The following is a 14,890-nucleotide window of genomic DNA, read 5'->3' on the forward strand; positions in this document are numbered from 1 at the left end:
ATTATATATAATTAAAAAATAATAAAACTTAATGAGGGAACACTGCAAACTTATAAAAAGAATATTAATTAATAAGAAAGTAATTTAAAATTATTGATAAAAATTGATGGTTTTTTTTTAACTATTCCAACTTAAATACTACAAAAACAGTTAAAAATATTATGGCTTTTATATTAATTTAAGCAATTTATTAAAGATATTACATACTGTATAGTAACTAGATTTGAGGTAGGACAACTTTTCAATATTTTTGTACAAATTCCAATTCCATTTAAGCATTTCTACTTTATTATTAGAAATTGACTGACTACGATCTCTATATTGAGCAAGGATTTCTGGCATACCAAAGGCATATTTTTCAACTTTTAAAATCTTTAACCACAAGCCATAATCTTGTCTTTTTCTAATATTAGGCATATAAAATTTCCCTAATATATCTTGATTATACATAGCTGTTAAACATCCAATTTCATTAGAGTACAACATTCTCTTATAATCTACTTTAACTTTACTCTTAATAATTTTAGTTGTTTTTTCACCTTGCTCATTAATTATTTCATATGAAGTATAACTTAATAAATAATTATTTAACAACATAAAGTTTAATTGATGCTCTAGTTTTTTTGGCAACCATATATCATCACTATCTAAAAAAGCTATAAAATTTCCATTTGCTAAAGAAATTGCTTTGTTTCTAGCAACTGCAGCTCCGCAATTGTCTTTTAATTTATGTAATTTAATTCTAGCATCACTTTTACAAAAAGAATTAATAATATTAATACTATCATCAGTAGAAAGATCATCAACAATAATCATTTCCCAATTTTCATAGGATTGATTAATGACACTTTCAATTGTTTGTGTAATAAATTTCTCAGAATTAAAATTAGGAGTAATAATAGAAATTAAATTATTCATTTATTTTAGAAATAAAGTTTTTTAATTTTCCTTTAGAAGAACTAAAGTTGATTTCTTGTATAATTTCAAAATTAACATCTTTTTTAAAATATTTTTCAATCTCATTGACTAATTTTATTTTTTGAATATTATCAATTTTATCTTGTAACAAAAATATTAACTTCCCTTTTTCGTTCTGAATCACCTGATAATTTAAATTAAGATGCTCTCTTTTAGATAAGTTCTTAAAAATATAATAAAAATACAGACTAGGATATGTATTATGCATACCATACACATTTTCTCCTATTCTCCCGGTGACTTCCTCTAAAATTAAATGATTCATACCGCAAGCACACTTTTTATCTCTTGGTGCTAAAGAAATATAATCTCCCAATTGATATCTAATTATTGGAAATGATTGCAATTGTAAATTGGTTATAATAATCTCACTATCAACCTCCTCTACTAAAACCCCCTCCATGTTTAAATGCATATTTCCCTCTTTGCATTCATAGGCAATAATACCCGATTCTGTAGCTCCATATTCATTAATTATATCAAGTCCAAAAGCTTTCTTAATCTCAGAATGATAACTTTCAAATATTTTTTCTGAAGTACCTTTGATCATTTTAAGATGTAAAGGTTTTGGTAAATTCAGTTTATTTATTAATACAGCTGTTTGATAGATCATAGAAGAATATCCATGAATATATTTAGCTTTATGAGATTTTTTTATAAATTTCTTTAACGCTGTTTCTTCATAACTAAATATCCGGTACCTATTTTGCAAAAAGTCTAAAATTTTATTTTTTTGCTTGCTAATAAAAGAGAAACTAAAGCCCCAAAAATAACCATTTTTATCCCAAGGGTTTAAATTATACCAAGAATAGCCTCTTTGTATGGCTGCTCTATTAAATGAATCTGCATTTTCTTCTCTAATAAATTTTAATGACTCTCCTGAAGTACCTGAAGTACTTGCTAAAAATGTTTTCTTAAAATTTAAATTTGTATGAATCTTAGAAGTAAATGTTATTAAATCTTTTTTGTTGATAATAGGAAAATATTTTAAATCTTCTAAACTTTTTACGTCATTAACATCTAATTGTTGTTCATCAAATTTTTGTCTATAAAATTCTGAATTTTCATATGCAATTATTAAAAGTTCTTTCAGTTTTTTTAATTGATACCTTTCTAACTTCTCTAACGACCATTTTTCAGATTCTTTTAAAAAGTTATATTGTTTTTTAAGAGATGGGTTTCTAATTTTTTCTCCTAAATTATAAATGAATTTTCGAATCATTATTTAAGAATTTGAAACCATTTTTCTTTATTGTTCTCCCAACTAAAATTTGTTACCTTTTTTCTCGCTTTAATCGCTAAATTTGGATATGTATTATCAAGAATAGTAATAATAGCATTTGCCATTTCCTTTGCATTCGATTTAGAAACTAATAATCCATCAATTTTATCATCTATTAAAAAAGGAATTCCACCAACATTCGTACTCACTACAGGCAATCCTAAAGCCATTGCTTCCATTACACTTACTGGTGTATTGTCAAAGTTGGTTGTATTGATAAAAATATCAAATTCTTCAGATTTTTTATGCCAATTTTCTTTTAAAAGAACTCCTGTAAATTCTACAGAATTTTCTAATTTCAATTCTGATACCAATTTTACACAGTCATCATAACTATAGTCTACAAAAGGCCCTACCATGCAAAGTTTTGCATTTGGATATTCTTTTTTTAATACATTTAAAACCTTTATAGCCAATGTGGGGTTGTAAATTTCTTTAAAAGCTCTTACCCAAAATAATTTAGGTACTAAAGATTCTCTTAACTTAAAATTATAATTTTCAATTTCTACAATATTCGGAATAAACATGGTTTTGTATCCTTTTTCTTCAAAAGCTGATTTTAAATAATTTGAAGGAGCTATATTTTTGTATGAATTTTTAAAGATCAAATCACTAAAAAAAGGATTTTTATCTAACCTATGCGGTAAATCACCTCCATGTAAAATAGGGATATATTTTAATCTAAAAACCCTTGATAATTGAGAAATAATCAATGCATAATAGAAGTTAACTGTACTAAAGGTATCAATTAAAACATAATCTACCTTATTTCTATTTTTCAATAAAGAAAAACACATATCCAGTAATCTCAATATTTTATTTGTTTTATCTGATGAAACTGTTAAAGAAAAACCTTCCTGTCTTAATAAACTAGATAAAACCATTAATGTGGAGTTATATTTAGTCTTTTTAGTTAAATTATTACCTATATAAAGAATCTTCTTATTCCTCATCAATTAACTCATTTTCAATATTTGTAATTCTTATCAAACTTAAAGCATACATAAAACCTGGCAAAGCAACTCGCATTGCAGAGTGGTTAATTGTTAAAAACCACATCATATAAAACATAATTATAAATGCTTTTTGAAAATTATTTGCTTGAAAAAAATTAAGCAATGGTACTAGTAATAACAATAATAACAAAACAAAACCAATAATTCCATGTTCTTCTATCAATCTCCCCACTTCATTATGAGATGCTGCAGTAACTCTTTCATTAGATTTCATTCTTTCATACTTACCATTCCCAACACCAATTCCTAAAGGGTGTTCATAAAAACTAGTAAACTGGGATACCAAAATATCTATCCTACCTGTAGAGATATCTTTCTTTTCTATTCCTCTTGCATTTTTATTAGCATATCTATTGTCTATCATGCCTCCCGTTACATTAGAAGTATACATCCAAATAGAAATAATAAAAAAACCAATAATTAATAGATACTTAAAAAGAATTTGAAAACTTATTTTTTTATATAAAATGAAATAAAATGAAAAAAGAAGTAGTGCAATCACAGCTGTAAGAATTCCTCCTCTAGAAAAAGTTAATAATCCTCTATAAATAAAGTAAATTAAAAAGAAAGCATCTAAAAAGATATAGCCCGTTAATTTTTCTTTTAATAACAAAAAAACTACTAAAATTACAATACCTAAACCAATGGCTGTTGCTACTTGATTAGGTCCAAAACCTCCAGAAGCTTCAAAATTTGCTGCACCTCCAAAAACAATTTCTTTTAAATCTGGTGTTCTAAAATATAAATAGGTAATCATAGAGAACAAAGGCAATAACATAAAGAATAGGGCATTCATTAATACTTGTTTAGGTATGTGTCTGTAATAAAAATAAAGTGCACAAATACCTAATACAATAGGACCGCTTAAATTAAATACAATATTTTTACGTAAAGACTCCCCTTCTGGCACTTGTGTAAAAACAATACCTAATAATAAAAGTAAAATATAAAATATAAAATGAACAGAAAACTTTTGCTTAAAAGGTCCCAAAAATATGCCCAATAATAAAAATAGTGCTACACCATATTTACCTGTTTCATAGAGAATAGTTCCACCAATCATTCTTAGAAATATTTCACCCCCCACCAAATACGAAGCAAATAAAAATGCTTCTTCATTTCTATTTTTAGAACTATAAATTAATAAGATAGGAAGTACTAAACATACCACCCCATAGACTTTCGGAAAAACAGGAAGTGTTCCTAAAAAACCGATAAGAATATGAATACCTATTAATTTTAATTTATTATTTAATATATATTGAACCAAATTAAGAAGTGTATAATTTTATTAATTGACTGATAAAATGTTCTTGAGAATATTTTTTTTGTACATTTTTATAGTGCATTTCTCCAAAGGATTCTCTTTTATCTTTATCTGAAATATACATTTCTAATGCTGTAGCAAATGCAATACTATTTTCTTTTTCTACAACTAAACCAGATTGTCCATTTTCTACAACTTTACTACATTCACCTACGTCAGTTACAACTACAGGTAATTTAGCCAATCCATACTCTAATAATGAAACTGGTAGACCTTCTGATTTAGATGACAATACACCAATTGTAGCTTGTTTAAGTATAAATTCTATATCCAAACAGATGCCATATAAAAAAACTGATTTGTCTAATTTATTTTCTAGAATAAATTGTTTAATTTTTTTTGAATAATTATCATTAAAATCTTTCCCTATAAAATGTAAAGTCCAATCTGAATATTTAACATGAATTTTCTTAAATGATTCTAAAAGATTTAAATGATTTTTAACTTCTTTTAAAGAAGCCAAAATTACAATTCTTTTATTATTTTTTCCGTATAATTTAGTTCTTTTGTTTTTATTTATAAATTGTGGAAAATTATCTAGTTTAATTGACACTTTGTGTTTTAATTTTTTAATAGACCAAGTATTAAGCTCATCATTTACATTGATAATTCCATCAAAAAAAAAGCTAACAAATTTAATCACATAAAATTTAAATCCACTTAGGTTAACGTAACTTCCCGTGTGATTGTGCCAAATAATTTTCACATTTGGGTACAAAAACTTGATGCAAAAAGCAAAAAAAGAAGACGTAGTATGCGCATGAATAATACTAATATTATTATTTTTTAAATACTTCTTAAATCTAAGAATTGAAGATAACTCAATACTTTTTTTTCTGTTTAAAAATAAAAAACTTACATTTTCATTTAAGTTACTTTTTAAAATCCCTTCTTTCCTAGTTGCACATATATGCGAATTAATACCTTCCTCACAAAGTGCATTTGCAATATTAACAGCTAGTACTTCTGCTCCACCAGCATCTAAAGAATCTATGACCTGTATAACTCCTAATTCTTTATTCATTCTTTAATAATTCTTTTACGGCTCCTTCAAAAGTCTCTAAAGTATACTTTTGAGACCATTTTTTAGCCTCCACAACTTTTTCTAGATACTTGTTCTCATCAGCTAAATAACTTTTTATTTCTGTAGCAATAGTATCCGCATTTGCATCCGGTTTTAAGAGACTGCCTCTGCTATTGTTCCCTAGCATATCTTGAACACAAGAAATATCTGTAGAAATAGGTAAACATCCCCAAAACATGGCTTCCGCAACTACTTTTGGCCAACCTTCAGATTTTGAAATAAAAATAAGAAAATGAGCATCTATAAACGCTTTTTTAACCTCATCTTTATTTACATTTCCATGCAAAATTATATGATTATCTAATTTATGTAATTCAATATAATTTTCTATTTCTTCTCTTTTTACACCACCACCATACAAATCTAAAGAAATATCATAGCCTTTTTTAATCAGTTCATGAGCAGATTGTACACTTAATAAAGGTTGTTTTCCTTCTGTGAATCCACCCACAAAAACTAATTTAATTTTTTTCTCAAACGTTTTTACGGGTATTTCTTCAATTTCTGATTGATGATAGCTTGCTGTAAAAAACGGGACAATATTTTTAGTCTGATTTGGCCAATCTCCATACACCAATACTTTCATGTTTTTTGTTAAAAAAGGACTTCCTAATAACCATTTTTGAAATTTATAGGTAATCGGTTGCTGACTATTTGGGTCCCAATTCCCTGCATATTTAGCCGTTTTAGGTTTTGACGGAAATAAAATTTGAACCAAACTCCCTAACAAACCAATATTTCCTGGACATCTAAGATGAATATGATCTACTTGTTTCATAACCTTATAAATCAACCCACATATTTGAGGAATCACCAATAACGATTTCAACAAATTTTTAATGGAAGTAATATCAAAATTAGGAATTGCAACTACTTTTATATTGGAATGACAATATGAAGTTTCAATATCTGTAATCTCTTCATTAGATATAGGTGCTAAAATAATTATTTCATCTACGTACTTTGCCCACAAATTCATTTCACGCACATAAGGTTCATATGAATAAATTTGTCCATCTTTTATTTTATGGACAGCATGTGTGATGATTGCAAACTTCATAAAACCTTATTTTTTTAGAATCAATTCTACTCTCTTTTTTAAATTCGAAGTATTTAATAAAAATTTATTTTCAAAAACACTTCTAGCTCCTTCTTGTAACTTTAAATACAACGTCTCATTATCTAATACTTTATTTATCCGATAACTTAAGTTTTCAGAGCTTTTAAAGTCAAAAAAGTATCCATTAATTTTTTCATCCAAAATTTCTGGTATTCCACCCACTTTATGTGCTAATATAGGGGTATTAAAAGCGATTGCCTCTAAATTAACCATCCCGAAAGCTTCATCTTCACTTGCAGAAACGTGTAATTTAGATTTAGCTAAAATTTCATAAACTCCTTTTTGAGATATACTCCCTGTAAAAACGCAAGAATTGTAAACATTTAATTTTTTAGATAAAACTATTTGCTCTGATCTCGTAATACCATCTCCAACAAAATAGAATATATAATTCGGATGTTTCTCTAGAATAGTGGGTATTGCATTAATTAAAACTTCTTGTCCTTTAGAAGGATTAAATCTTCCTACAAATGAAACTATTTCTTCTTTTTTGACATTAAAATTTAAAGTAAAATCTTTTAAGAGAAAGTAAATAATTTTTATATGTTTATTTTTTATAGATAAATATTCTTTTAAATCTTCAGCTGTCTTTTCTGAATTTGTATGAATTTCCGTAGCAAATAGATTTAACAATAAAGACTTACGTGTTTTTAATATTTTCTCTTTAAACCAATGTCTTTGAGAGTCTACCTTTAATTGAGTTGAAGTAGTTCTATACCAAGCTATTCTATTTTTAATTCCAAATAAAAATCCCCCAATCATTGAAATATTAACAGCTCCAAATGTACTAATGATATAAATTGGTTTCTCTTCTTTTATTACCTCTCTTAAAAACAATAAATCTGCTAATTTTGTAGGTCTTTTAGATGGCCATGTTTTATAAATCAATCCATTAGAATCATCATCCCTAATTTTATTTTTATCAAAAATAATAACGACTTTAAAGCCCATCTCCATAAAAGTTCTCCCCAACTCATTAAAATATGTTGTGGCTGAAGTAATTTGTGGTGAACTTGTTATAATTACGGTTTTATGATTCTTCATTAAATTCTTATTTATAAAACTTTATTGTTTTATCGTTGGTTTATTAAAAATCAATGATAATAAACCAACAAACCTACCTATGGCTTCTGTAAAAGCTTCCTTTTTTTTATGGGTTGTAATTACATTTACAAATCTTAACATCATTAATACAATAGCAATAGTATTCCATTTAAAACGTGCTTTAAAAGTAGGATTCAGATATTTTACACGCCAAACATACCAACCATTTCTAGTCACCATTTTACCATACTTAAATTTATTAGGTCTACCGGCTGAGTCATGGTGGTGTTCTAAAAGCACCGTAGTTGCCAATACATTTTTTCCGAATTTTAAAGCTCTTAATGAAAAATCTGCATCTTCATACAAACCATACCCTTCAAAATAAGTAGAAAAATTTATAGTATTTACTACTTTTTTTCTAAAAGACATAGACATACCTATTAACAAATCTACTTGATAGTTTTTACCTGTTAAAGGATATCCACAAGAAATTCCATTAGAAAACTCAGGCATAATTCCTGGTAATTGGTCACTTCCTAATCTTAAGTAATTTCTAAGCACATGTCGTTGACCTAATTTAACATGAAAACCGTCAATACAAATATACTTTTTTGGATGATAATAATCTGTTGTATTTTTTTTCCAGTTATTTTCATTGGTTGCAATACCTCCTACTCCTGTAATATCATTATCAGAATTAAAAACATTTTTTAAATTTTTAAAATAATCGATATCTAAAATAGTATCATCATCTAAAAAACAAACGATATCCATAGTTTCACTAACTCTTTCTATTCCAAAGTTACGTTGTTTGGTTAACCCTCGTTCTTTATCTGAAACTTTAAAATAGGTTAAATTTTGAAACTTATTTAATTCAAGAATTTCTTTTGTTAAATCATTTGTAGAACCATCTATAATTAAAATCTCATCAGGGTATAAACTTTGTATAGCAACTGTTTTCAACAGGTTTAACAAAGCTGTTGGTCTCATATAAGTACAAATAATTAAACTAAACTTCATGAATTAGCATTTTATTTGCCCAATGCATACTTTTCTTCCATCTTTTATTCATGGATTTTATATATAATAAAGGGTTTTTAATTTGTTGATATTTATAAAACTTAAGATATAATAGCACTTTATATCCTAAAAGTTGTTGCCTTGTTTGGTGCTTTAAGTTATATGCTAAAACTGTTGGAGATGGTTTGGGTTGTATTTTATCATTTGCCCATTTTGGAGAAAACTTAGCTCTAAAACCGCCAATTGGTGCTTTTAAATGTAGCATTTTAACATAAGGTAAATACATTATTTCACATCCTTTATTTTTTAATTGCATACCAAAGTCTGTATCTTCTCCATAACCAAATTCATGTTCTGGTTTAAAACTACAATTTTCTAAATATGTACTTTTAACTAGCGATGCATTTGTTCCAAAACCTCCCCATTGAAAAGGTATTTTATTCTTTTCTATTTCCCCATTTTGCAAACAACTAATTGTTAAACTAGAAACTCCAAATTGTTTAAGATAATCAAAAGACTTCCTTAATAAATCTTTTTCAAACCGAATATCATCATCTGCAAAAAACACCCAATTAGAAGTTACTTTAGACAAAGCGATATTTCTTGCGTTACAAGCTCCTAATTGATGAATAAATGTGTGATCTATTTTAAATGGCCAATCATTATTTAAATAATCTAAGTCTGAAACAGAATTTTCTACACCATTCTGTTCTACAATAATTACCTTTTCAGGAAGCAACGTTTGCTTAGACAAATCTACTAATACATTATATAAATGCTCTTTACGTCCTAATGTAGGTATTAATACATCAATAGTATTATTTTTAAGTAATTTAAGTGTAGAATTTATTTCAATAGAACTCAAATCAATTTTTACATTTTTTTTCCTTCTATAAAAAAAGGCATTTATTAATGGTAAAAGATTAAATTTTTTATCAAAAATTAACTCGTTAAAAAACAATAAAAATAACCAAACAGATTTATAATGTTGTTTCACAAATTTATAAAGTACAACTTTAGAAGCTTTAGGTGTATTTATCGGATTTATTTTTTTTAATAATTTTGGTTCAGAACAACAACATAAACCATTAGGCATTGCTATCTTTGCCATAGAATTTAAAAATAAATCAAAATCTTTATTAGGTTTTATAATTTTTTTTAATATTACAGATGCATGAATTACACCAACAGCACTACTCATTTGCCAAGTTGGAAACCTAACGGTTTTATTAACATTTATAGAGGAAGATTGTTCTACATAACCAATACTATCTGGTAAAAAATTAAAGGAAGAAGGATTGTAAGAAAGCATCATTCTATGATGATGAAAATACAGGTTGTAATCAGTTATATTTAAGTATTCTTTAAATTCCTTATAACACCAAAAAATTGATTTCTCAGGATATTTAGTAGCTACATCTAATAAAATAGCAGCAATAGATTCATTTGAATTAAATGAAATAATCTTAAATTTATCAGCAACAATTTCTGTTACTTTATTATTTTTATGATATATTATAATCATTTAATTATAGTTTTAAAAAAAGCAATATTCTCTACCACTTTTTTATTAATATCAAATACTTGCTCCACACGTTCCCTTGCTTTTACACCTATCGTTTTTCTTAGCTCATTATCCTTTAATACTTCTACTATTTTTGATGCATATTCGCTATGATTTGAAGGGTGTACTAAAAAACCACTTTCACCATCTTTAATTAATTCTTGAGACCAACCAATATTACTATTTATTACTGCTTTTTGCATCGCCATAGATTCTATAGTAACCATACCCAAGGTTTCTGCATAAGTTGGAAAGACACAAACATGTGCTTTTTTTATGTATTTTTCCATCGATTCGTATGGAACTTTACCTAAATAACTTACTTTTAATTCCAATGAATAACTCTTTATCTGTTCTTCTATTAAGGTCCAAGTTGAAGGTGAATTTGTACTAATATCTGAAGCATCATCTCCTATTAAAAGTAAATGTGCTTTAGGGTATTGTTTTATAACTCTATCCATAATTACAGGTAATTCTAATACCCCTTTTTTACGAATTAAAGTTCCAAAATACAGTACAAGACCATCATCATATTGATCGGTTGGATATTTATCAAAACGATCTAAGGCAACACCGTTATGAATGGTTTTTATTTCCTTAGTTTTAATATTAAACAATTCTTTAGTTAATTTTCCGGCATAGTCTGTTGGAGCAATGTATGCCGTAGCTTTTGAAATTGCTAATTTTTCGAACCAAAAATTTTTAATTTTCTGTTTACGCTTCTCTAAATAACAAAAATAAGTATCACTTCCATGAAGTCTAATAACTAAAGGAATCTTAAAATTCATAAAAGCTGTAATTCCTGTCCAATCTGGCGCTTCAATTATTTGAATATTCTCTGTTTCAATTACTTTGTTTATATATATTTGAATATGTTTACGATAGAAATACCATTTACCATAAGCATAATCTTTATTTTTTATTAAATGAACACGAACTCCATTGTCTTTAAAAATTTCATCCTTTTTTTGACCATATACAAATACAGTAATTTGATGTTGCTTTTTCACCAATGCTTGCACCAAATTTTTTATACTAGAACCAATACCTGCAGAATGATTTGTTTTTTCATGTGGATATTCTGGTGTTAAAAAAGCTACATTCATATTAATTTAAAATTTTATGAATAGTTTTCCAAATTTCTTCAGATGTATTCGATGGATTTTCACCACATATAATCTTGTACCATTCTTTGGTTGTCTTTAATTCACTCTCATTTATACCCTTTATAATAACTTTTTCTATTTCATCAGAACTATTAATCCATAAAACAGCTTCTTTTGAAGGCATTGATTTAAAATGGATATATTTATAAATTTCATCAATATTCCAAATAGAATTTGTAGTCTTTTTTGTATTATAATTTAGGTATGCACAAGCTTTATTCTGAGCAACATAATCAAAAACCATTGAAGAACCAACATTAATAACCATTTCTGTATGATAAACCGTATTTGCTAACAAATCTAAATCTTCTGGTAAAGGCATAACTTGGTTCCAACTATTTCCTAAATTATTCCATTTAGGATCAATCAAAGCAATTTCTTCTTTAAAATTATTATAAATTTTAATATGTCTATCAGTAAAATCAACAGGGCATTTCCTATAAATAACACCAATATTATGTCCTTTATTATTTAGGTTACGTACTGCTTTTGCTACATCTTCTAAATAAAACTGATCATTAGGAGAAGTGGTTACATCATCTCCAGAAAAACAAATATATTTTTTATCTAATTTTAAATTATTTTTTTTAAAAAAATTTTCTTTTGAATCAAATAAAGTATTGTAATGACATTCAAATTGAGGAGTACCTGTTACAAAAATTTTATTTTCACTAACCTTTGGATAATATTGTAACAGTTCCTTTTTCATGTGATCACTCCAAACAAAATAATAATCTGAATTTACGACCATTGTTCCTTTAGGTAAATTATCCCAAGAAAAAATAAATGTAACTGTAGGTATCTTTAAATCTTGTGCTGCTAAAAGAGGAGCAATTGCATTTACTGGTCTTTGGTTTGTTAAAAACAAAACTTTAGGATCTTCTCTTTTTAAGGTTTCTTTTGATTTTATATAATACTCTGACTTTCTTTCTAATTGATGTAGTTTTTGTTCTATTTTAAGAAGTCCTTTTGGTGAATTATAGATAAATACTAATCCATCAACATATAATGATTTTAGACTCTCTTTTAAATTTTTATAACTATTAGGAAATATATAAGATAAGTAAGCTTTATCTTTAAAATTCTTATAATTTTGTTTTAACTCAATTATTTTTTTTGCTCTTTTATACAAATCAGAAATTGGTCTACACTTTCCTATTTCTACTTGAATTTCTTTATAACCTAAATCTATTATAGGAAAACTAGTATTATTCCAATAAGTTACATCAAAATTTTGTTTTAATGCTTCTTCATAAAACTTACCAAAAGCAAAATTTCGTAGTCCTACTCCATCTGGTAATAAAATAAAAGCTTTCATAATAATATATTTTCTAAAATAACTCTATTTAATTCTATTCAACTTTATTCTAATTCGCCTAAAAAACTTTTTTATGTATAATCTATATTTAAAAGTACTGTCTTTCCACAACACATAATTTACTGTTGTTATACTATTACTCTCTAAACCATTTAAAAGTAAATCAATTCTTTCTGTATGTTTCTTATTTGTACCATAGGCTCTAGCATACCATGAATGAAAACCGATAATTATACTGTTATGATAAATTACATTTGTAATGCTATCATTATTAAGTTCTAGAGATTTAGATGTTAAATATTTAATTTTTTCTCCTTTACGTAATAACCATAAATAAAAACAATAATAAGACTCATATAGACTAGACTCATCATATTTATAATCTAAAACTTCATTTAAAAAAAATTCTTCTTTTTCTATTTTTTGATTAGACAACATTTCTTTTCTATTCCATATCAATTTTATTTTATTTAAATCAATAACTGAAAAAAAAGTATTGACACAAAATGGGTTATAATTTCTATGATTAATAACACCTCCATCTCTTACTCCTGAGACAGTGATATTATTTTTATTCATTTCATCGATTAAAATTGTAAGTGTATTATTTGATTTTAAAACAAAATCTTCATCAGCCATTATAATATAGTCGTAATCTAAGTTCTTAAATTTTTTCATCATATATAAAATACTCTGTATACCATACATACCATTTCTTCCATCTATCACGTACCTATCATACTCCAATCCAAACAAATGACTAGTCTTATCGTATAATTTAAAATTAGCTACAGTTGTTAAAATTGCTATTTTCCTCATAATAGTTATTCTTTATAAATCTATAAAATGTTTTTGTACATAATCTTTATTGAATGTTAAATCATTCAAGGAATTCACAAAAAGTTCAGCACTATTTCCAAACCCAAAAACAGGTTTACTTTCTTTTACTTTTAGAATATGAGCATCTTGAATTGCTTTAAATACAGACTCACTTTGGTGATCTGAATGAATTATATGTTTGTGTAAAGACCTTTTTTCCTGTCTTGATCCAATATTTATGGTTGGTATTCCATAATAAGGTGCTTCTCTAATTCCTGCACTAGAATTCCCTATAATAAAATCACTCCTTTTTAACAACTTTAAAAAATATTCAAATCTAATGGACGGAAATATCCTAAACCTAACATTATTATTTAAGCGTTTGTAAGCATTTAAAATTTCTTTAGAACCTAAATCATTATTAGGAAATATTACCACATAATTTCTATCATCCATTAACAAAGCGTCAACAAATTGGTTTGCATAATTTTCCATTTCATTTATTTCTGTGGTAACAGGATGATACATCACTACCCCATAATTCTCGAATGTAATTTCATAATACTCTTTTACTTCTTTTAACGAAGGTAAATTATTTGAAAACATAACATCTACATCTGGAGAACCAATTACAAAAATACTAGCAGCTGCCTCCCCCATTTGTAATAAACGTTTTTTTGCTAAATCGTTTGCTACATAATGTAAATGACTCATTTTAGAAACTGAATGACGAATCAATTCATCAATCGTTCCTGAAACCTCTCCACCTTCTATATGAGCGACTAAAATATTATTTAAGCTACCAACAATTGCTCCTGCTAAAGCTTCAACTCTGTCTCCATGAACTACTATTAAATCTGGTTTTATTTTTTTTATATAACTAGAAAACCCTTCAATTGTTTTTGCTAATGTTAAATCCATAGTCGTTTCGTCAGTATGATTCTCAAAGGTATCAATATGCTTAAAACCAATTCGTTCTACCTCTATAACTGTATAACCGTATTCTTGCATTAAATGCATACCTGTTACAAAGACATAAGGTGTGTATTTTTCATGTTTTTCAAGTGATTCAATCAAAGATTTTATTTTACCAAAATCAGCTCTTGTACCTGTTAAAAACACTACTTTTTTAATCAACATTTTATAATTCTT

At 26.6% G+C, this 14,890-nt stretch carries 13 protein-coding genes; all 13 read right to left on the bottom strand.

The features are described from left to right. Positions 1 to 168: 168 nt before the first annotated feature. From WHD08_RS05005 to neuC, 13 genes are read right to left on the bottom strand one after another with little or no spacing between them, the layout of a single operon-like run. On the bottom strand, positions 169 to 918 hold the full coding sequence (locus tag WHD08_RS05005) for a glycosyltransferase family 2 protein (protein WP_208889003.1): 750 nt from the start codon (positions 916 to 918) through the stop codon (positions 169 to 171). Next, positions 911 to 2,200: a phenylacetate--CoA ligase family protein gene (locus WHD08_RS05010; protein WP_208889002.1), complete on the bottom strand. Its 1,290-nt coding sequence runs from the start codon at positions 2,198 to 2,200 to the stop codon at positions 911 to 913. The genes WHD08_RS05005 and WHD08_RS05010 overlap by 8 nt, the downstream gene beginning before the upstream one ends. Next, positions 2,200 to 3,213: a glycosyltransferase family 4 protein gene (locus WHD08_RS05015; protein WP_208889001.1), complete on the bottom strand. Its 1,014-nt coding sequence runs from the start codon at positions 3,211 to 3,213 to the stop codon at positions 2,200 to 2,202. Before WHD08_RS05015 ends, WHD08_RS05010 begins: the two co-directional genes overlap by 1 nt. Continuing rightward, a complete protein-coding gene (locus tag WHD08_RS05020) occupies positions 3,203 to 4,546 on the bottom strand; it encodes an O-antigen ligase family protein (protein WP_340833544.1) in 1,344 nt (447 codons plus the stop codon). Before WHD08_RS05020 ends, WHD08_RS05015 begins: the two co-directional genes overlap by 11 nt. 1 nt (position 4,547) lies before the next feature. After that, positions 4,548 to 5,627, bottom strand: coding sequence for a glycosyltransferase (locus WHD08_RS05025; protein WP_340833545.1), 1,080 nt, complete (start codon positions 5,625 to 5,627; stop codon positions 4,548 to 4,550). Continuing rightward, positions 5,620 to 6,747: a glycosyltransferase family 4 protein gene (locus WHD08_RS05030; protein WP_208888997.1), complete on the bottom strand. Its 1,128-nt coding sequence runs from the start codon at positions 6,745 to 6,747 to the stop codon at positions 5,620 to 5,622. The genes WHD08_RS05025 and WHD08_RS05030 overlap by 8 nt, the downstream gene beginning before the upstream one ends. Before the next feature lie 6 nt (positions 6,748 to 6,753). Continuing rightward, the gene (locus tag WHD08_RS05035; RefSeq protein ID WP_208888996.1) at positions 6,754 to 7,851 is read right to left on the bottom strand and encodes a glycosyltransferase family 4 protein; all 1,098 of its coding nucleotides are present in this window, start codon (positions 7,849 to 7,851) and stop codon (positions 6,754 to 6,756) included. Between the two features lie 21 nt (positions 7,852 to 7,872). Then, positions 7,873 to 8,871, bottom strand: a complete 999-nt coding sequence (locus WHD08_RS05040; protein ID WP_208888995.1) for a glycosyltransferase family 2 protein — start codon at positions 8,869 to 8,871, stop codon at positions 7,873 to 7,875. Beyond that, a complete protein-coding gene (locus WHD08_RS05045) occupies positions 8,861 to 10,396 on the bottom strand; it encodes a glycosyltransferase family 2 protein (protein ID WP_208888994.1) in 1,536 nt (511 codons plus the stop codon). The genes WHD08_RS05040 and WHD08_RS05045 overlap by 11 nt, the downstream gene beginning before the upstream one ends. After that, positions 10,393 to 11,541: a glycosyltransferase family 4 protein gene (locus WHD08_RS05050; RefSeq protein ID WP_208888993.1), complete on the bottom strand. Its 1,149-nt coding sequence runs from the start codon at positions 11,539 to 11,541 to the stop codon at positions 10,393 to 10,395. The genes WHD08_RS05045 and WHD08_RS05050 overlap by 4 nt, the downstream gene beginning before the upstream one ends. 1 nt (position 11,542) lies before the next feature. Then, positions 11,543 to 12,919 carry a UDP-glycosyltransferase gene (locus WHD08_RS05055; RefSeq protein WP_340833546.1) on the bottom strand — a complete coding sequence of 459 codons (1,377 nt, stop codon included), beginning with the start codon at positions 12,917 to 12,919 and terminating at the stop codon, positions 11,543 to 11,545. Between the two features lie 24 nt (positions 12,920 to 12,943). Then, positions 12,944 to 13,738, bottom strand: a complete 795-nt coding sequence (locus tag WHD08_RS05060) for a hypothetical protein (protein WP_208888991.1) — start codon at positions 13,736 to 13,738, stop codon at positions 12,944 to 12,946. A 12-nt stretch (positions 13,739 to 13,750) separates the two neighbouring features. Further along, positions 13,751 to 14,878: a UDP-N-acetylglucosamine 2-epimerase gene (gene neuC / locus WHD08_RS05065; RefSeq protein ID WP_340833547.1), complete on the bottom strand. Its 1,128-nt coding sequence runs from the start codon at positions 14,876 to 14,878 to the stop codon at positions 13,751 to 13,753. Positions 14,879 to 14,890: the final 12 nt, after the last annotated feature.

The organism is Polaribacter sejongensis, assembly GCF_038024065.1.
Classification (GTDB): Bacteria; Bacteroidota; Bacteroidia; order Flavobacteriales; family Flavobacteriaceae; genus Polaribacter; species Polaribacter sejongensis.

Bases quoted from the DNA above. Each gene is read 5' to 3' on its own strand.
- WHD08_RS05010 (WP_208889002.1), bottom strand. From the start codon at position 2,200: ATGATTCGAAAATTCATTTATAATTTAGGAGAAAAAATTAGAAACCCA.
- WHD08_RS05040 (WP_208888995.1), bottom strand. From the start codon at position 8,871: ATGAAGTTTAGTTTAATTATTTGTACTTATATGAGACCAACAGCTTTG.
- neuC (WP_340833547.1), bottom strand. From the start codon at position 14,878: ATGTTGATTAAAAAAGTAGTGTTTTTAACAGGTACAAGAGCTGATTTT.
- WHD08_RS05045 (WP_208888994.1), bottom strand. From the start codon at position 10,396: ATGATTATAATATATCATAAAAATAATAAAGTAACAGAAATTGTTGCT.
- WHD08_RS05030 (WP_208888997.1), bottom strand. From the start codon at position 6,747: ATGAAGTTTGCAATCATCACACATGCTGTCCATAAAATAAAAGATGGA.
- WHD08_RS05025 (WP_340833545.1), bottom strand. From the start codon at position 5,627: ATGAATAAAGAATTAGGAGTTATACAGGTCATAGATTCTTTAGATGCT.
- WHD08_RS05060 (WP_208888991.1), bottom strand. From the start codon at position 13,738: ATGAGGAAAATAGCAATTTTAACAACTGTAGCTAATTTTAAATTATAC.
- WHD08_RS05035 (WP_208888996.1), bottom strand. From the start codon at position 7,851: ATGAAGAATCATAAAACCGTAATTATAACAAGTTCACCACAAATTACT.
- WHD08_RS05015 (WP_208889001.1), bottom strand. From the start codon at position 3,213: ATGAGGAATAAGAAGATTCTTTATATAGGTAATAATTTAACTAAAAAG.
- WHD08_RS05005 (WP_208889003.1), bottom strand. From the start codon at position 918: ATGAATAATTTAATTTCTATTATTACTCCTAATTTTAATTCTGAGAAA.
- WHD08_RS05050 (WP_208888993.1), bottom strand. From the start codon at position 11,541: ATGAATGTAGCTTTTTTAACACCAGAATATCCACATGAAAAAACAAAT.
- WHD08_RS05055 (WP_340833546.1), bottom strand. From the start codon at position 12,919: ATGAAAGCTTTTATTTTATTACCAGATGGAGTAGGACTACGAAATTTT.